Origin of the sequence: Brevibacterium sediminis (genome assembly GCF_013623905.1) — a bacterium.
In the GTDB taxonomy this organism is placed as follows: domain Bacteria; phylum Actinomycetota; class Actinomycetes; order Actinomycetales; family Brevibacteriaceae; genus Brevibacterium; species Brevibacterium sediminis.
Map to the genome: position 1 here is coordinate 1 of NZ_JABKDD010000013.1, position 18,068 is coordinate 18,068.

Consider the following 18,068-nt stretch of genomic DNA (forward strand, 5'->3'; position numbering starts at 1 on the left):
CCAACCGTCCCTGGCTCGATGGTGCCTTGTTGACCGACCGTCCCTCACAAGCTGCCGACCGCACTGTTCCTGGCCACTGGGAGGGTGATCTCGTCGTCGATTCCCACGCCGGTGGCCTGGTCACCGTCTTCGAACGCCGGTCCCGGTTCTCCTTGATCCGGAAACTGCCGAACAACCGCGAATCGGTCACCGTCACCGGACTAGTCCAGGACATGATCGCTTCCCTGCCGGAAGCGTTGTTCTCGACTCTCACGTGGGACCAGGGTCAGGAGATGGCTGAGCATCTGCGGATCACTGTCGCCACCGATTGCCAGGTGTACTTCTGCGACCCGCACTCACCCTGGCAACGACCGACGAATGAGAACTCCAACGGTCTCGTTCGGGACTACTACCCGAAGGGCACGGTCTTCGATGAGTCGGTTACTGACGAGGAGATCCAGGCGATGCAGGATCAGCTCAACCGCAGGCCGCGGAAGGTCCTCGGGTTCGCGACCCCGGCCGAGGTCCTGGCTGATCTGTTGCATGAGCAGGTAGTCTGAGACCAGCCCACTGTTGCACTAGAACACTGAGCCCACCCGAAGAAAATGTGCAATCTGAGCACACTTATCTCCCCAACGCAGGACTCATTCTTGGTGTGCCGTCATTTCTGCCTTCTTGAGCGCCGTCGGGAGAAGATCTTCGGTCAGGTAGTTGCTGACACCGTTCATCGCTTCTTCGTCAACGGCGAGGCTGGTTTCTGAGTCGAATGCCATTTGATGAACTGTCAGCAATTCTCCTGCCCAGGAAACGTAGCACTCTGACATTGCCATCTTGCCCTGGCCTAAAAACGTTCCGTTGTCGGCCGCAGTACAGAAGCCTTCGCCCTTGTTGCCTTTGGGTTCGAAGACCTCGACCGACTCCGTCGATTCCGCGCTGATCGATTCTTGGCAGTCGCCCACGGTGTTTCGGAGATCTTCGAGCAGCTCCGCCGATCCGCTTTCGGGTCTGGTCAGCGATGTCAGGATGTATGTACCGGTGCTGTCGTCGGACTGATCAAATGATCGCGCAGCAGAGACTCCGTCCAGATCGGATGAGTAGGCGGACATGGCACCGATGACGCACTCGGATTGTGTGGACCGATTGTCGGGAGAGCTTTCCTTAGAGCCGAACGGATTGGCAGCCTGCTCGTCCTTTTCCCCGAATTCGACGTCGTCCTCAAGGGTGCAACCGCTGGGCAAGTCCTCCAGTGAGAGGATTCTGTCGCTGTATTCGGCGCCACTCAGAGCCGCGCGTTCGTCGGCTTCCTGAGATTCAACAGCTGCTGGATCAAGGGAGGCCTCCTCCTGTTTCTGTCCTTGCCCAGCCTGATCACCGGATCCGTCAGAGCAGGCGGACAGCGCGAGTGCGCAGGCCACAGCCATGATTCCGATCGTGAAGCGTTTCAACAACTTGCCCTTTCGTGTGCGGCTTTAAGCAGGAGCCTACAATATCTGTTGTCTCTTTGACGGTCTCAGTCCAGTTTGTGGCGGATTCGCCTTTCCTCCCTTCTCGAGTGCCAGACGCAGACGGTCGACTCCAGCCCGCGGAGAGACTCAGTCGTGACGCAAAGCGGAACGCGGCAGAACATCGTCGCCGAGAAACGGGTGAAGCGTCGAGAAACGCATGTGCACACCCGTTTCTCGACACGTAGCCCGTTTTTCGGCGAGATATGCGGCCTGACGTGGACATTCACTCCGCATGTTGTCGAATGCAGCACTTCCAGCCTGCAGGCCGGTACTCCGATGCTCTGCCCGACATCCTCACCGACATCCCGGCTGACGTCGAAATTCGTCCGACTTGCCTCGGTTGCCGAAGCCCCCGCGGGCCGCAGCGCCACACGCCGAAACCTGCGGATTTGCTGGGCAGGAACGCAATATCGTCCTAAGATGAGAGACATGGCGACCAGAACGACTTCCCCCGCTTCTGGTTCCGGGAAACGCACAGCGCGCAAAAACGCTGGTCGGTCCGGTCAAGCGGGGACCGAAGAACCCGGGACAAACGTTGTCACCGGTGCATGGAGGGGAGTGGCCCACATGGCCGGAAACCGTGCGCGTAAGACTCTCAGCGACGAACCGACCGATCAATCACCGACGAAGCGGGACGGCACAGCCTTCTTCCTCATCGGACTCTCGATCATCATCGCCGCCTTCGAATGGTGGAACATCCCCGGCGCGATCAGCGACGGCGTCCGCGGAATCGTCGAAGGCACCTTCGGCAGGGTGGCACTCGCCCTGCCGGTGGTCTTCACCTGCTACGCGATCCGCCTGTTCCTTCGCGGCGACGACAACCGCGGCAACAACCGCATCCTCATCGGTATGATCTTCGGTCTGCTCGCAGCCTCGGGCCTGGCCCATATCGCCGCCGGCAACCCGACCTTCACGAACTCCCGCGAGGCCATGGCCAACGGGGGAGGCGCGCTCGGATTCGTCGTGTCCTCACCGCTGGTCGTTGCGACCACCGTGTACGTGGCGGTGCCGCTGCTCGTCCTCCTCGGGCTGTTCTCCCTGCTCGTGGTCACCGCGACACCGGTGCGCGCGATTCCCCGTCGCCTCACCGACCTCTACTACCGCCTCACCGGCGGTGCCCGACCCGAAACCGACGCCGAGGCGGCCGAGACCAAACAGTCCGACCTCGTTGCCGAGAACGGTCGCACCTCCGACCTCAAACCCGTGATGGGCGCCAAGCGCCGCAGCCGGAAGAAGAAGACCGAGATCCCGGATCTCGACGCCGACTCCGCCGACGACGACACCGCCACGAAGGCCTACGACAAGGCCTATATCCACGAGGATGACGTCAGCGACGAAGACGCCGACACCACGCGCATCGAAACCAGTCCGGAGCCGAAGCTCAAGCCCGGCCAGCGCCGGCCCACCAAGGCCGAACGCGAGATGGCCGAGCTGAAGAAGACCATCGGGATGGACGACGACGCCGCGAACCAGGCGAAGAAGTCCGAGCCCGCTGCCGCCTCGGCGCCGGTGCCGACGACGAACGCACCCGCACCTCCGCCCACGGAGCAGCTGCCCGAACGCGTCGAACAGCTCACCCTGGCCGGCGACGTCACCTACACCCTGCCCGCCTCCGACAACCTCCAGCCCGGACCTCCCGCGAAGGAACGCTCCGAGGCCAACGACCGCGTCGTGGAAGCCCTGCGTGATGTGCTCGAGCAGTTCAAGATCGACGCCGAGGTCACCGGGTTCTCCCGCGGACCGACGGTCACCCGCTACGAGGTGGAGCTCGGCGCCGGCACGAAGGTCGAGAAGGTCACGGCGCTGTCGAAGAACATCGCCTACGCCGTGGCCAGCGCCGATGTCCGCATCCTCTCGCCGATCCCCGGCAAGAAGGCCATCGGCATCGAGATCCCGAACACCGACCGTGAGAACGTGGCGCTCGGTGATGTGCTGCGCTCGAAGGCCGCCCGTAAGACCGACCACCCCATGGTCATGGGCGTGGGCAAGGACGTCGAAGGCGGATTCGTCGTCGCCGACCTCTCGAAGATGCCCCACCTCCTCGTCGCCGGTGCCACCGGTGCCGGTAAGTCGAGCTTCGTGAACTCCATGATCACCTCGATCATGATGCGCGCGACCCCCGACGAGGTCCGCATGATCCTCGTCGACCCCAAGCGCGTCGAGCTGACGATCTACGAAGGCATCCCGCACCTGATCACCCCGATCATCACGAACCCGAAGAAGGCCGCCGAGGCGCTCGAATGGGTCGTGCGTGAAATGGACGCCCGCTACGACGACCTCGCGAACTACGGGTTCAAGCACGTCAAGGAGTTCAACAAGGCCGTCCGTGAGGGCCGCATCCAGCCGCCCGCCGGATCCGAACGCGTCCTCCAGCCCTACCCGTACCTGCTGGTCGTCGTCGACGAGCTCGCCGACCTCATGATGGTCGCCCCGCGCGACGTCGAAGCCTCGATCCAGCGCATCACACAGCTGGCCCGTGCCGCCGGCATCCACCTGGTGCTCGCCACCCAGCGACCCAGCGTCGACGTCGTCACCGGTCTCATCAAGGCCAACGTGCCCTCCCGCCTGGCATTCGCGACCTCGTCGCTGGCCGACTCGCGAGTCGTGCTCGACCAGCCCGGTGCTGAGAAGCTCATCGGTCAGGGTGACGCCCTGTTCCTGCCGATGGGCGCGGCCAAGCCGATGCGAGTCCAGGGCGCCTGGGTCAACGAGTCCGAGATCGAGAAGGTCGTCGAACACGTCAAGAGCCAGCTCACCCCGAACTACCGCGAAGACGTGGCCGTCGAAGCGCCGAAGAAGCAGATCGACGAGGACATCGGAGACGACCTCGACCTGCTGCTCCAGGCGATCGAGCAGGTCGTCACCACGCAGTTCGGCTCGACCTCGATGCTGCAGCGCAAGCTGCGCGTCGGCTTCGCCAAAGCAGGTCGCCTCATGGACCTCATGGAGTCCCGCGGAATCGTCGGACCCTCCGAGGGATCGAAGGCCCGCGACGTGCTCGTGCGCCCCGACGATCTGCCGGGCACCCTGGCCATCATCAAGGGCGAGACCCCGCCCGAGGATTCCGGCGGCGCCTCTGCCGACGTCCCGACCGACGGTGGCCACGGCCAGTCCGGACAGACCGGATCCGGGCACGCCTCGGCAGCCGGGGACTATGACGAGGAGTTCGACGACGACTACGGCGAGACCTCCCACGGCTCGGCGTCGGCGTACCGATCGGCATCGCCCGACCGCTACGCGAACGGCGTCGGTCATGCCGGCGACCTCACCGTCGGCGACGTCGATCCGGAGACCGGACTCGAGGTCGTCGAGGCCAGCGGAGAGGACGCCTGGCAGCTCACCGGCCGCTGATCTCATCCGAACCCCACCCCTCGCCGAGGCGGCGCACCGTACCGACGGTGCGCCGCCTCGGCGATTATGGTCGTCATTCCCATGGTTGGAATGATCTGCTCAGCTCACTCCGATAGGCTGGATGCGTGAACGATCGAGTCGAGGCTGGAGCCTCTCAGCAGCCCTCTGCAGAACCGAGTCCGTGGAATGTCCCGAACGCACTCACGGTGCTGCGTATCCTCATGGTGCCCCTGTTCCTCGTGCTTCTGCTGGCAGACGGAGGCAACGATGTGACTTTGCGCTGGTGGGCGCTCATCGTGTTCCTGCTGGCCATGTTCACCGACTTCGTCGACGGCTATCTGGCCAGGCGGAACAACCTCATCACGAACTTCGGCAAGATCGCCGACCCCATCGCCGACAAGTCGCTCATGGCGGCGGCACTCATCGGTCTGGCGATCATCGTCGAACTGCCGTGGTGGGTGCCCGTGATCATCCTCGTCCGCGAATTCGGCATCACCGTGCTGCGGTTCTTCATGATCCGCATCGCCGTCATGCCTGCTTCACGCGGAGGCAAGATCAAGACCGTGCTGCAGACCGCTGCGATCGGACTTTTCCTGCTGGTCTTCCCGCTCTCGGGCGTGGTGCCCTCTGTCGTCTACGTCATCCTCCTCGTCTTCGCGTGGATCATCATGACCGCGGCCATCGTCGTCACCATCGTCACCGGCGTCGACTACTGCGTGCACGCGGCGAAGCTGTACAGGGACGCGAAGAGCGGTGGGAGCACGCAGACCGGCGGGGACGCGCAGCGTGGCTGAGTCCGAGCTGTTGACGATCGCGCGTCGCATCATCTCCACCTGTACTCGATTGGGGATCTCGCTGGCGTCGGCAGAGTCGCTGACCGGGGGACGCTTCGTCGCCTCGCTCGTCGATGTGCCGGGGGCCTCGGCTGTGGTGCGCGGCGGACTGGTCACCTACGCCACCGACCTCAAGGCGAGCCTGGCCGGAGTCGATGCTGACCACCTCGAGGAGACCGGACCGATCGACCCGGTCGTCGCCGCGGAGATGGCCGTTGGCACGGCCGTGCAGTGCGTCGCCGATATCGGAATCTCCTGCACCGGAGTCGCCGGTCCCGATCCGCAGGACGACAAGCCCGTCGGACTCGTCTACACGGCGATTGCCTTCGGCGGGAAGGCGAAGGTCTTCGAACACGATTTCACCGGCGACCGTGATGCCATCCGCAGCCAGACGGTGCAGGCGATGGCCGTCAACCTCGACGAATTCGTCGGCGAACTCGCCTTCGGGCCCGAGGCCGGACAGGCGTCGAATGCTGGCGGAGATGCCACGGAATAAGTTCGTCTGCTGTGCGGTTGACCGGGTGATGACCATCGGACGAAAATTCTCCAAAGTCTTCGAATGGACTGGCAATACCATCCGCTCGGGGCACCAGGTTGGTGCTGTGTCACGGCCAGGTTGTAAAGTTATTGGAACTACATTGACGGGACGCGCTGACAAAGGGAGGGCCGCGTTATGTTACTGAGAGTCGAAATCGGCGACGCACTTCGTTCCGCCCGCCGTCGTCAAGGACGCACCCTTCGCGATGTCTCGACCGGGGCCAGCGTTTCGCTCGGCTACCTCAGCGAAATCGAGCGCGGACAGAAGGAAGCCTCCTCGGAGCTGCTGTCGGCGATCTGCGAAGCACTTGACCTGCCGCTGTCGGCACTGCTGTCGTCTGTGTCCGATCGCTTCGCTCTCGAAGAAGGCGTGCAGATCCCCGACACCATTCCGCAGGAGCTCTCGGACAAGGTCCTCGGTCACCCCGAGGGATACTCTGCTCCGCGGCTGGCCGCCAAGCCCTGATGAGGCACACGCTCTACTGGATCCTCATGAACGAGGAGTTCGGTGAGGCGCGCGCCGCCTCCCTGCACACCGACCTCACTTTGAGCTCCTTGGGTTCGCGGACCGCAGCTCAGGCGTTCGAAGCCGGGGTCGAACCCCGCGACATCTGGACTGCCGTCTGCGATTCCATGGGCGTTCCCGAATCTCGGCGTCTCGGCAAGGAAAAGCCGCGCTCGACGCCGTTCTGACCGAGGTTCGACGCCGTACTTCTGGATCGGAGCTGCCTCGCACCGTCTGTGGCTCTGTCTGCTCGGAACAGCGCTGGTCTTTACTGTCGGCGCCGTGCCGGCCGAGTGTAGACTGACCGCATGAATCAGGCCATCCCGTTCATCACCTTCCAGCCCAGTCGAGGACAGAGCGCCGCCGAGGCCATGGAGACCTACCTCGAGGTCTTCGCCGACGGGCGAGTGATCCTCGACAATCGGTACGGTCCCGACGGTCCGGGCGCCGAGGGTACGGTCATCATGTCCGAGATCGAGATCGCCGGCCAGAGACTGCGCTTCAGCGACAGCTTCGTCGCACACGAGTGGGACATCACCCCTGGCGTGTCACTCATGGTCGACTGCGATTCGGCCGAGGAACTCGAACGTATCTTCACCGCACTGAGCGAAGACGGAACTGTGTTCATGCCGCTCGACGACTACGGATTCGGCCCGTTCGGGTGGGTGGGGGACCGCTTCGGTCTCACCTGGCAGCTGGGTCTGGCCCAGGCCTGACTCTCGCGGAGACACGCGACACACCCGAATATATAGAACACCTGTTCCCATGTGGGTTATCCTGGTGAGCAATCACGGGACCTGTGACCATGAGTGGCTGGTTATCCACGGGGGAATCGCTTCCTCTGTCGTTATGTCAGTGCCATCTTCTAGCCTTGGTCTCAACGGAAAAGCAACGAAGAGGAGACGTCATGGCACGTACACCCAAGAACCTTCAGGTTCCCACCGGCGGAGACAAGTCGAAGGCACTCGAAGCCGCAATGGGCCAGATCGATCGCAACTACGGCAAGGGCGCGATCATGCGCCTCGGCGACGGTGTGCGTGAGCCCATCGCCTCCATCCCGACCGGTTCGGTCGCACTCGACATCGCTCTGGGCATCGGCGGTCTGCCGCGCGGCCGCGTCGTCGAGATCTACGGTCCGGAATCCTCCGGTAAGACGACCGTGGCTCTCCACGCCGTCGCAAACGCACAGAAGGCCGGCGGAATCGCCGGGTTCATCGATGCTGAGCACGCACTCGACCCGGAGTATGCGAAGAAGCTCGGCGTCGACACCGATCAGCTCCTCGTCTCCCAGCCGGACACCGGTGAGCAGGCTCTCGAGATCGCCGATATGCTCATCCGCTCCGGGGCCCTCGACGTCATCGTCATCGACTCCGTCGCGGCCCTTGTGCCCAAGGCCGAAATCGAAGGCGAGATGGGCGACAGCCACGTCGGCCTGCAGGCTCGCCTGATGTCGCAGGCACTGCGTAAGATCACCGGTGCCCTGGCCCAGTCGAAGACCACCGCGATCTTCATCAACCAGCTGCGTGAGAAGGTCGGCGTCTTCTTCGGTTCGCCGGAGACCACCTCGGGCGGTAAGGCGCTGAAGTTCTACGCCTCCGTGCGCATCGACGTCCGCCGCATCGAGACCCTCAAGGAAGGTCAGGACGCGGTCGGCAACCGAACTCGTGCGAAGATCGTGAAGAACAAGGTCGCTCCGCCGTTCAAGCAGGCCGAGTTCGACATCCTCTACGGCCACGGCATCTCCCGCGAAGGCAGCCTCATCGATATGGGCGTCGACAACGGCATCGTGCGCAAGTCCGGATCCTGGTTCACCTACGACGGCGATCAGCTGGGTCAGGGCAAGGAGAACGTCCGCAACTTCCTCCGCGACAACCCGGGCCTGGCCGAAGAGATCGAGCTGAAGATCAAGCACAAGCTGGGCCTGATCCAGGTCGACGAACCCGAGGACGGCGCCGAGGCGGCCGGAGAAGCACAGACGGATGACGTCGAAGTCTCCTGACGCCTCGTCGACTGACGACGAATTCCCGGGCCGCGAGCCCGCCGCATCGACCGAGACGGTCGGTGCGGGGGACTCGGGTCGGAGCGATTCGTCTCAGACCGAGACGCTCTCGCAGCTGCGCAGTGCGATCTCGGAGATCGACCAACGTCATGCCGAAGGAGAGGCCGGGTTCTTCGCCGGCCTCTCCGGACTCGACGACGACGATGTCACCGGTGGCAATGGTCGAACCGACAAACGAAAGAACTCGGGTTCGAAGCGCAAGAAGAACTCCAGCGGCTGGAAGCGACAGCAGAAGGAACCGGACAACGGGTGGGTCGAAGGCGGTACCGACTCGACTCCGGACTTCATCGACGTCCCCGATTTCCTTGCAGCCGAGAATGATGGTCCAGATTTCCTGGCGAGCGATGGCAATGCCGGGCCCGACTTCCTGGATGACAGCGACGACTCACCCGATTTCGCTGCCGGTCCCGGGCTGAGCTTCGACGACGAAGACGACGCTCCCGACTTCGACGCGGACTACGCTCAGGCGAAGAAGACGGCGATGAACATGCTCGCCATGCGCGATCACTCCAGCGACGAACTGCGCAAGAAGCTCCTCAAACGCGACCTCATGCCCGAAGCGATCGATGTCCTCATCGAGAAGCTGCAGAACTCGCGTCTGCTCAACGACGAAGAGTTCGCCCACCGCTTCGCGCGGGCACAGCGCGAGAACCGGAAACTCTCCCGGTCCGTGCTCAAACGCGAACTGAGCAAGAAGGGCATCAGCCCCGAACTGGCCGCCGACGCAGTGGCCGACATCGACGGCGAGGAAGAACTCGCCCGCGAAGTCGCCGAGAAGAAAGCCGCCTCCACCCGGCGCCTCGACTATGCCGTGCGAGAGCGCCGAATCCTCGGCATGCTCGCCCGCCGCGGCTTCCCCTCGGCGATCTGCATCAAGGTCACACGGGAAGTGCTCGCCGAAGACTGAAACGGCTCCGGGGGAACGGCTAGAATGGGTGCGCCATGACTGAACTGATTGAATCCCCGACGACATCCGGAACCACCCCTCGCAGCTACGAGGTCAAGACCTACGGATGTCAGATGAACGTGCACGATTCCGAGCGTCTGTCCGGACTGCTCGACGATGCCGGCTACGTTCAGGCGAACACCGACGACCAGGCCGACGTCGTCGTCTTCAACACCTGCGCCGTCCGCGAAAACGCCGACAACCGGCTCTACGGCAACCTCGGCCAGCTCGCGAAGGTCAAAGAGAACCACCCCGGCCTCCAGATCGCCGTCGGCGGATGCATGGCACAGAAAGACCGGGACACCATCGTGAAGAAGGCCCCCTGGGTCGACGTGGTCTTCGGCACCCACAACATGGGATCCCTGCCGGCGCTGCTCGAACGCGCCCGCCACAACGAGGAAGCCCAGGTCGAGATCCTCGAAAGCTTCGACGTCTTCCCCTCCACCCTGCCCAGCCGCCGCGAATCCCAGCACTCCGGATGGGTGTCGATCTCGGTCGGCTGCAACAACACCTGCACCTTCTGCATCGTGCCCAGCCTGCGCGGCAAAGAGAAAGACCGCCGCCCCGGCGACATCCTCGCCGAGGTCGAAGCCCTCGTCGCCGATGGAGTCGTCGAAGTCACCCTGCTCGGCCAGAACGTCAACTCCTACGGAGCCGAATTCCGCGACAAAGGCGCATTCGCGAAACTGCTGCGCGCCGTCGGCAACGTCGACGGAATCGAACGGGTCCGCTTCACCAGCCCGCACCCGGCCGCATTCTCCGACGACGTCATCGACGCAATGGCAGAGACCCCGACCGTCATGCCGCAGCTGCACATGCCGCTGCAGTCCGGTTCGGACACGATCCTCAAATCAATGCGGCGGTCCTACCGGACCAAACGGTTCATGAACATCCTCGACACCGTGCGCGAACGCATCCCGCACGCGGCCATCACCACCGACATCATCGTCGGCTTCCCCGGAGAGTCCGAAGAGGACTTCCAAGGGACGATGGACATCGTCCGCCGCGCCCGTTTCTCCCAGGCCTTCACCTTCCAGTACTCCATCCGCCCCGGCACACCGGCGGCTACGATGGACAACCAGGTCCCGAAGGACGTCGTGCAGAAGCGGTTCGAACGCCTCACCGCGCTCCAGGATGAGATCGCCTGGGACGAGAACAAAGCCCAGATCGGCCGTGAGGTCGAGGTGCTCGTGACCAAGCTGCCCCATGACGATTCCCCACGACTGAGCGGTCGCGCCGAAGACAACCGCCTCGTCCACGTCGGAATCCCCGAAGGCGCCCAGATGCCGCGGCCCGGTGATTTCGTCACCGCCACCGTCACCGAGGCGAAACCCTACTTCCTCCTCGCCGACTCCGGATTCTCCGTACGCCCGTCCCGAGCCGGTGACGCCTACGACCGGGCTCAGGCCGACAGCTGTGGCGCACCGAGCCCCGGACAGGGTGCCGCCGGTGCAACGAACCTCGGCATGCCGACGATCCGCCCCCGCGGCTGAGATGGGCGCCTTCGCCATCATCCCGGCAGCCCCCGTGCTGCTCGAGAACATCGACCGCAGCGAGACGGCGCGAATGGCCGAGCTGCGGACTGCCATCCGCGATACCGTGCGGACGCGGACCGATTGGGCCCTGCCCATCGAGACCCTGCCACCCGTGGCCGGACTCGGCGGCTGGGGAATCGATCACGGCGTCGATACTCGCACCGGTCGGCTGCTGTCCGGGTCCGACTGGGTCGAAACCGTTGACACCCTGACGACGGATGAACGCAGACTCGCCGAGGCGGCCGACCCAGCCGTCATCGTCGCGATCCTTCACGCTCACGCCGCCGGCGTCGACATCGGACCGCTCGGATCGAGCGAGAACCTTCTGCTGCCGATCGACCTGTCCGGAGCCGCAACAGAGGACGCACCCCTGGCCCCGATCGACGGTGCCTCGGAATTCGACTGTGCCGTCAGCGAGACACTCACCTCCGGGACGTCGATCGACACCGAAAGACTGCTCGACCTCTGCGACCAAGCAGAGGCCATGGCCGCCAGCCTCAGTGTGCTGGCTGCAGGCTTCCGCCACGCCGTTGACCAGGGCGCGCGAGTCTCGACTCTGGAACCGGTCATCGACGAACGTGTCCACGAAGTCCGGACACTCTGCGGCACCGGACTCTGGGAGTGATCGCCGATGGCTGAGGACACTTCGCCGATCATCACCGTCGTCGGAGCCACCGCCACCGGGAAATCGGACCTTGCGCTGGATCTGGCCGACCGCCTCGGCGGGGAGATCGTCAACACGGATTCGATGCAGTTCTACCGAGGGATGGACATCGGCACGGCGAAGCTGCCGATCGATGAGCGTCGGGGGATTCCGCATCACCTCATCGATATCCTCGACGTCACCGAAGAGGCGAACGTGCAGGACTTTCAGGCACGTGCGCGGGCAGCGATTGCGGACATCCGGGGGCGCGGTCTGCGGCCGATCCTCGTCGGCGGGTCCGGGCTCTACGTTCGTGCCGCGGTCGATCATATGGAGTTTCCCGGCACCGACTCCGAGGTGCGGGCTCGCCTCGAGGCCGAGGTCGCAACAGACCGGTGGAGGCTGCATCAGAAGCTGCGCGAACTCGACCCGAAGGCGGCCGAGAAGATCACCGTCAACGACCAACGACGTATCGCACGAGCGCTCGAAGTCATCGAACTCACGGGACGTCCCTTCAGCGCCCAACTGCCGGACTACCAGGAGATCGAACCGACCATCCACCTGGGCTTGAGCATGGACCGGGCCATTCTGCACGAGCGCATCGCCACCCGCGTCGACCTCATGTGGGAGCACGGATGGGTCGACGAAGTGACGCGTCTGCTCGACGTTGGGCTGGCCGAAGGCAAGACAGCATCACGTGCCATCGGATACGCACAGATCCAACGCCATCTGGCAGGAGAGCTCACCGCCGCCGAGGCGAAGGAAGAGACGACGATCCGCACCCGGCAGTTCGCACGCCGACAGGACACCTGGTTCCGCCGCGACCCGCGCATCCGCTGGATCGACGGCAGTGCCGCCGACGCCGAACAGAATCTGGCGACTGCACTCGATGTGCTGAATGATCGCTGATGAAGTGGCGACTGCACTCGACGTCCTGAACGGGCACTGAAGACCCGACTGGACGCTCACAGATAGGATGGAGCCATGAGCACTCCGGATACCCCGTTCGCCGCTTGGACCGATGTCAGCTTCGTCAAGGGGCACGGCACCCAGAACGACTTCGTTCTGCTCTCCGACGACGACAGCACACTGGAGATGCATCCCGAAACCGTCGCCACCCTGGCCGATCGACGGGCCGGACTCGGCGCCGACGGCATCATCCGCATCGTCCGCTCCGCAGCCAGCGGCATCCCCGGAGCCGCCGAACAGGCCGAAGCCGGTGCCGAATGGTTCATGGACTACTACAACAACGACGGCAGCCTCTCCGAGATGTGCGGCAACGGAGTTCGCGTCTTCGCCCACGCGCTCCTGACCAGCGGTCGCGTCCCCGCCGATGCCCGCGAGATCCTCGTCGGCACCCGTGACGGCATCAAAGCCGTGCGCACCACCCTCAATCCCGCCCTCGGCGTTCAGACCGGAGACGACGTCGTCGACACCGGCACAGCCGGACCCGGATCGGCCAGCGACGCCTGGTACACGATCGACATGGGCGAATGGTCACTCGACCCCGCCAGCAGCGTGCTCGTGACCACCGGCGGAATCGACGTCGCCCGTCCCGGACTGCGCGTGTCCACCGGCAACCCGCACACCGTCGTCGCCCTGGCCGAGAACGCCGAACTCGCAGCAGCCGAACTGCGCGATGCCCCCGTCCTCGACCCCGTCCCGGCACAGGGATCCAATGTCGAATACATCGTCATGGAACCCGCCCGATCCGATGTGGCCGGGGGAGAGGGCGCCCTGCGCATGCGCGTGTTCGAACGCGGCGTCGGTGAGACCCGCTCCTGCGGAACCGGCGCCTGCGCGGCAGCGATCGCAGCCCACCACTGGGCAGGCGAGAAGTCACCTCTGCAGTGGAGAGTCGACGTGCCCGGCGGTCAGCTGCGCATCGAAATCGAGCCCAATGCGGAGGGTACGAGCGGACGCGTCAGCCTTGCCGGCCCCGCGGTCCTCGTCGCCAGCGGCACGATCGGCTGAGCTCAGTCGCGTTCGACCGTGAGCACGCGGAAGCCCTTCGACGATCCCGTGCGCACGACCTCGAAGCCGTCGCCGAGCATCTCGGCGATCCACTTCTGCAGGGAATCGGCGCCGAGGTTCTTCGATACGACGAGATCGGCGCGGCCACCCGGCGCCAGACGCGGCAGCCACGTCTCCAAGAGCTCGTGCAGCGCTTCCTTGCCGACGCGGATCGGCGGATTCGACCGGATCGCGGCGAACTGCAGGTCGGCGGGAACATCCGCAGCGGTGACGGTGTTGATCGCATCGAGACCCAGCCTGCGCGCATTCGCCGCGGTGGTCTCCAGGGACCGGGAGTTGACGTCGAGTGCCCACACTCGAACATCCACCTCGGCGTCCTGGGCATCCAAGGCCGTGTGCAGGGCGATCGGCCCCCAACCGCAGCCGAGATCGAGGATATCGCCGGCCGGCGGCTCAGCCAGATGCCGCAGCAGCACAGCGGTGCCGAGGTCGAGGCGAGTGGGCGAGAACGTGCCGGATACGGTTTCGACGGTGACGGCGCGGCCGGCCAGATCGAGGTTGAGTACCCGCGACTTGGCCTCGCTGCTCGGCGATTCGGTGAAATAGTGCTCTGACACCGTTTCAGTCTAGACGGCTGTGGGAGAATTGATGGACACCACCGTCGGTGCGAATCGCCTGGACCGGTGGCAAGCATGACGACGTCCGCACGAGAAGTTCCGTGCGGGCGGCAGAGAACAAAGGAATGAATGACGTCTGAAGACAAGGAGCGTCGCAACGCGATGCTCGATCGTGTGCTCTCCCGAGGCGCCCAAGCCCTCGATGATCACGACACCACCCAGGGCGATGACCAGTTCGACCTCGCCGAGCGCGCCGCCCTCACCCGCGTCGCCGGACTCTCCACCGAGCTCGAAGACATCACCGAGGTCGAATACCGTCAGGTCCGCCTCGAACGCGTCGTCCTCGCCGGCATCTGGAACACCACCCAGGCCGAAGCCGAGAACTCGATCCGCGAACTCGCCGCACTCGCCGAAACCGCCGGTTCCGAAGTCCTCGACGCGCTCATCCAGCGTCGCGACAAGCCGGACCCGGGCACCTACCTCGGCAAAGGCAAGGCTGCCGAACTCGCCGAGGTCGTCGCCTCCGTCGGCGCCGACACCGTGATCATCGACTCCGAACTCGCCCCCAGCCAGAGGCGCGGACTCGAGGACGTCATCAAGGTCAAGGTCGTCGACCGCGTCGCGCTCATCCTCGACATCTTCGCCCAGCACGCGAAATCCCGCGAAGGCAAGGCCCAGGTCGAACTCGCCCAACTCGAATACCTCCTGCCGCGACTGCGCGGTTGGGGTGAGTCCCTGTCCCGTCAGGCCGGCGGCCGTGTCGCCGGCGGTGCCGGAATCGGCTCCCGCGGACCCGGTGAGACGAAGATCGAACTTGACCGTCGCCGCATCCGTACGCGCATGTCGAAGCTGCGCCGCGAGATCAACGCCATGGCGCCCTCCCGCGAGACCAAGCGGAAGAACCGCGCCCGCCACCACGTACCCTCCGTCGCGATCGTCGGCTACACGAATGCGGGCAAGTCCTCCCTGCTCAACCTGCTCACCGACGCCGAGGTGATGGTGCAGAACGCCCTGTTCGCCACCCTCGATCCGACCGTCCGGCAGGCCAAGACCGCCGACGGCCTCGTCTTCACCTACACGGACACCGTCGGGTTCGTCCGCAACCTGCCCCACCAGCTCGTCGAGGCCTTCCGCTCGACCCTGGAGGAAGCCGCCGGCTCGGATCTGCTCCTCCACGTCGTCGATGCCTCCCACCCGGATCCGCACGGACAGATCCAGGCCGTGCGCGACGTCCTCAAAGATGTCGAGACCGGGGATATCCCCGAACTCCTCGTGTTCAACAAGGCAGATATCGCCGAGGAGGCCGTGATCACCGGCCTGCGCGCGGAGTATCCCGACGCCCAGTTCGTCTCCGCCGTCTCGAAGGAAGGGATCGACGACCTTATCGAGGCCATCGAGGACCGCCTTCCCGTCCCGGACATCGACATGACCGTGCTCGTTCCCTATGAACGCGGTGACCTCGTGTCGAAGATCTACGCCCTCGGTACGGTCGAACACGAGTCGCACGGCACGGAGGGCACCAGCCTGCAGGCCAAGGTGCCGACCGAGCTCGTCGACGAACTGCGCGAATTCCAACGTCCGGACCTGGTCATCGACGAGTGAAGGCTGTCGACACCCTCCTCGAATCCGCTGTCGGCGCCATCGGCGGATCGCCACGCGAGGGTCAGCAGGAGATGGCGCAGGCGGTCGCCTCGTCGCTGGACAAGGGAATCCATCTGCTCGTGCAGGCGGGAACCGGCACCGGCAAATCTTTGGCCTACCTGGTGCCGGCGGCCGAGTACGTCACCCGCACCGGCGGGAAGGTCGTCGTTTCAACGGCGACCCTGGCCCTGCAGACGCAGATCATCCACCGCGACCTGCCCCGGCTGTTCAAGGCCGTGAAGAAGGACCTCGATCCGCTGCCCCGGGCGGCACTGCTCAAGGGGCGCCGGAACTATGTATGCAAGCACAAGCTCGCCGGCGGGTACCCCGACGAGGGCGAGGGCATGCTCTTCGACCTCGGTGCCGACGCCGAGGCGGGACGCAAACCCACCGAACGCTCCGGGCTGGGGGAGGAGATCCAGCGGATCCGCACCTGGGAGAAGACCACTGACACCGGCGACCGCGACGATCTCCTACCCGGCGTCAGCGATCGTGCCTGGTCACAGGTGTCGGTCAACGCCTTCGACTGTCTCGGTTCGAACTGTCCGCTGTTCACCGAATGCTTCGCCGAGCTCGCCCGGAACAAGGCCGCCGAGGCGGACATCGTCGTCACCAACCATGCCCTGCTGGCCATCGACGCCTTCGGGGAATCGAACGTGCTGCCCGAACACGATGTCATCATCATCGACGAGGCTCACGAGCTCAAGGACCGGGTGACCAGCGCGCTGTCCGGGCAGATCAATACGAGCATGCTCTCGGCCGCGACGAGTTCCGTACGCAAACACACCACCGTCCAGGACGGTGTCGTGTCTCTGCTCGACTCCGCCGCGGCGGCACTCGAACGTGCGCAGACCTCGGTGCCCGAGGGCCTCATCCTCCACATGAGCGAGGCGCTCGGACTGGCTCTCGCGCAGATCCGCGACTCCGCCCGCCAGATCATCAACGACATCGGCGGCAAGACCGAGGACGCCGACGCGGGACGACAGATGGCCAAGGCGCGCTGCCAGGAGATCTTCGAACTCGCCGAACGCTTCTGCGACCCGGGCAAGAACGACGTCATCTGGCTCTCACGCTCGACCTTCCGCGAGAAGGAGACGACGAACCTTGTCGTCGCGCCATTGAGCGTGGCCGGCACCATGCGCAACGGCATCTTCGAAGAATCCACGGTCGTGGCCACCTCGGCGACCCTGTCCCTCGGTGGCAACTTCGACGCGGTGGCAGCGTCTTTGGGACTCTTCGGACCCGACGCCCCGAAATGGGACAGCCTCGATGTCGGATCACCCTTCGACTACGGCAAACAGGGAATCCTCTATGTCGCCTCCCACCTGCCCAAACCCGGACGCAGCGGACTGAGCGAGGAGGCGCTGACCGAACTCGAGGAACTCGTCGAATCCTCGAACGGCGGAGCATTGGGCCTGTTCTCCTCCCGGGCGGCGGCCAATGCGGCGGCCGAACATCTGCGGGAGAAGTTCGATTTCCCGATCCTGCTCCAAGGCGACGACGGCCTGCCGGCGCTGGTCTCCCAATTCACCGCCGATGATCAGTCCTGCCTGTTCGGAACCATGTCACTGTGGCAGGGAGTCGATGTGCCGGGACGGACGAACCGCCTGGTCATCATCGACCGTCTGCCGTTCCCCCGTCCGGACGACCCGCTCATGCAGGCGCGGGCACGCGATGCCGACCAGCGGGGAGTCAACGGATTCATGGCGGTGTCGGCCACGCATGCTGCCCTGCGCCTGGCTCAGGGTGCCGGACGACTCATCCGGTCGACCAAGGACAGGGGAGTGGTGGCCGTGCTCGACTCGCGGCTGCGTTCGGCCCGGTATGCCGGGTTCCTCGTCAATTCGATGCCGAAGATGTGGCCGACGACGAATTCCGGCCTCGTCCGCAAGAGCCTGGCACGGCTGGCCGAAACCGACGAAGGATGATGCAAAGGCCCGCGA

17 protein-coding genes are annotated in these 18,068 nt (G+C 64.7%); 15 read left to right on the plus strand and 2 right to left on the minus strand.

All coding sequences use genetic code 11. The annotated features are described in order from the left end of the window. Positions 1-539, plus strand: a 539-nt coding sequence (locus tag HK108_RS14730; RefSeq protein ID WP_219922466.1) for an IS30 family transposase, incomplete at its 5' end; no start/stop codon positions are given. 84 nt (positions 540-623) lie between these two features. Here HK108_RS14730 and HK108_RS14735 read toward each other — a convergent pair. After that, complete coding sequence (locus tag HK108_RS14735; RefSeq protein WP_181272063.1) at positions 624-1,424, minus strand: hypothetical protein; 801 nt, start codon at positions 1,422-1,424, stop codon at positions 624-626. A gap of 627 nt (positions 1,425-2,051) precedes the next feature. Here HK108_RS14735 and HK108_RS14740 point away from each other — a divergent pair. The 12 genes from HK108_RS14740 to dapF all read left to right on the plus strand — a co-directional run bounded on the left by HK108_RS14740 (position 2,052) and on the right by dapF (position 13,867). Further along, positions 2,052-4,835: an FtsK/SpoIIIE family DNA translocase gene (locus HK108_RS14740; protein ID WP_181272064.1), complete on the plus strand. Its 2,784-nt coding sequence runs from the start codon at positions 2,052-2,054 to the stop codon at positions 4,833-4,835. Between the two features lie 125 nt (positions 4,836-4,960). Continuing rightward, positions 4,961-5,629, plus strand: a complete 669-nt coding sequence (gene pgsA, locus HK108_RS14745) for a CDP-diacylglycerol--glycerol-3-phosphate 3-phosphatidyltransferase (RefSeq protein WP_181272065.1) — start codon at positions 4,961-4,963, stop codon at positions 5,627-5,629. Next, complete coding sequence (locus HK108_RS14750; protein WP_181272066.1) at positions 5,622-6,164, plus strand: CinA family protein; 543 nt, start codon at positions 5,622-5,624, stop codon at positions 6,162-6,164. The genes pgsA and HK108_RS14750 overlap by 8 nt, the downstream gene beginning before the upstream one ends. Positions 6,165-6,341: 177 nt before the next feature. Next, on the plus strand, positions 6,342-6,671 hold the full coding sequence (locus HK108_RS14755; protein WP_098731348.1) for a helix-turn-helix domain-containing protein: 330 nt from the start codon (positions 6,342-6,344) through the stop codon (positions 6,669-6,671). Next, on the plus strand, positions 6,671-6,898 hold the full coding sequence (locus HK108_RS14760) for a DUF3046 domain-containing protein (protein WP_139470110.1): 228 nt from the start codon (positions 6,671-6,673) through the stop codon (positions 6,896-6,898). The genes HK108_RS14755 and HK108_RS14760 overlap by 1 nt, the downstream gene beginning before the upstream one ends. A gap of 120 nt (positions 6,899-7,018) precedes the next feature. Continuing rightward, entirely contained in the window at positions 7,019-7,426 is a 408-nt protein-coding gene (locus HK108_RS14765; protein ID WP_181272067.1) for a VOC family protein, read from the plus strand. A 191-nt stretch (positions 7,427-7,617) separates the two neighbouring features. After that, positions 7,618-8,709, plus strand: a complete 1,092-nt coding sequence (gene recA / locus HK108_RS14770; protein ID WP_101595229.1) for a recombinase RecA — start codon at positions 7,618-7,620, stop codon at positions 8,707-8,709. Then, positions 8,690-9,676: a regulatory protein RecX gene (locus tag HK108_RS18970; protein WP_229664189.1), complete on the plus strand. Its 987-nt coding sequence runs from the start codon at positions 8,690-8,692 to the stop codon at positions 9,674-9,676. The genes recA and HK108_RS18970 overlap by 20 nt, the downstream gene beginning before the upstream one ends. A gap of 35 nt (positions 9,677-9,711) precedes the next feature. Beyond that, entirely contained in the window at positions 9,712-11,208 is a 1,497-nt protein-coding gene (gene miaB / locus HK108_RS14780) for a tRNA (N6-isopentenyl adenosine(37)-C2)-methylthiotransferase MiaB (RefSeq protein ID WP_181272068.1), read from the plus strand. A 1-nt stretch (position 11,209) separates the two neighbouring features. Further along, positions 11,210-11,875, plus strand: coding sequence for a hypothetical protein (locus HK108_RS14785; protein WP_181272069.1), 666 nt, complete (start codon positions 11,210-11,212; stop codon positions 11,873-11,875). A 6-nt stretch (positions 11,876-11,881) separates the two neighbouring features. Continuing rightward, complete coding sequence (gene miaA / locus HK108_RS14790; RefSeq protein ID WP_181272070.1) at positions 11,882-12,802, plus strand: tRNA (adenosine(37)-N6)-dimethylallyltransferase MiaA; 921 nt, start codon at positions 11,882-11,884, stop codon at positions 12,800-12,802. 75 nt (positions 12,803-12,877) lie between these two features. Continuing rightward, entirely contained in the window at positions 12,878-13,867 is a 990-nt protein-coding gene (gene dapF, locus HK108_RS14795; protein WP_062244070.1) for a diaminopimelate epimerase, read from the plus strand. Between the two features lie 2 nt (positions 13,868-13,869). Here the strand turns inward: dapF and HK108_RS14800 are convergent, their stop codons facing one another. Then, positions 13,870-14,484 (minus strand): class I SAM-dependent methyltransferase, encoded by a 615-nt coding sequence (locus HK108_RS14800; protein ID WP_181272071.1) that lies wholly within the window; start codon positions 14,482-14,484, stop codon positions 13,870-13,872. A gap of 129 nt (positions 14,485-14,613) precedes the next feature. Here HK108_RS14800 and hflX point away from each other — a divergent pair, with 129 nt between their 5' ends. Further along, the gene (gene hflX / locus HK108_RS14805) at positions 14,614-16,086 is read left to right on the plus strand and encodes a GTPase HflX (protein ID WP_181272072.1); all 1,473 of its coding nucleotides are present in this window, start codon (positions 14,614-14,616) and stop codon (positions 16,084-16,086) included. Then, positions 16,083-18,053 carry an ATP-dependent DNA helicase gene (locus HK108_RS14810; RefSeq protein ID WP_181272073.1) on the plus strand — a complete coding sequence of 657 codons (1,971 nt, stop codon included), beginning with the start codon at positions 16,083-16,085 and terminating at the stop codon, positions 18,051-18,053. Before hflX ends, HK108_RS14810 begins: the two co-directional genes overlap by 4 nt. The last annotated feature ends 15 nt before the right edge of the window (positions 18,054-18,068 follow it).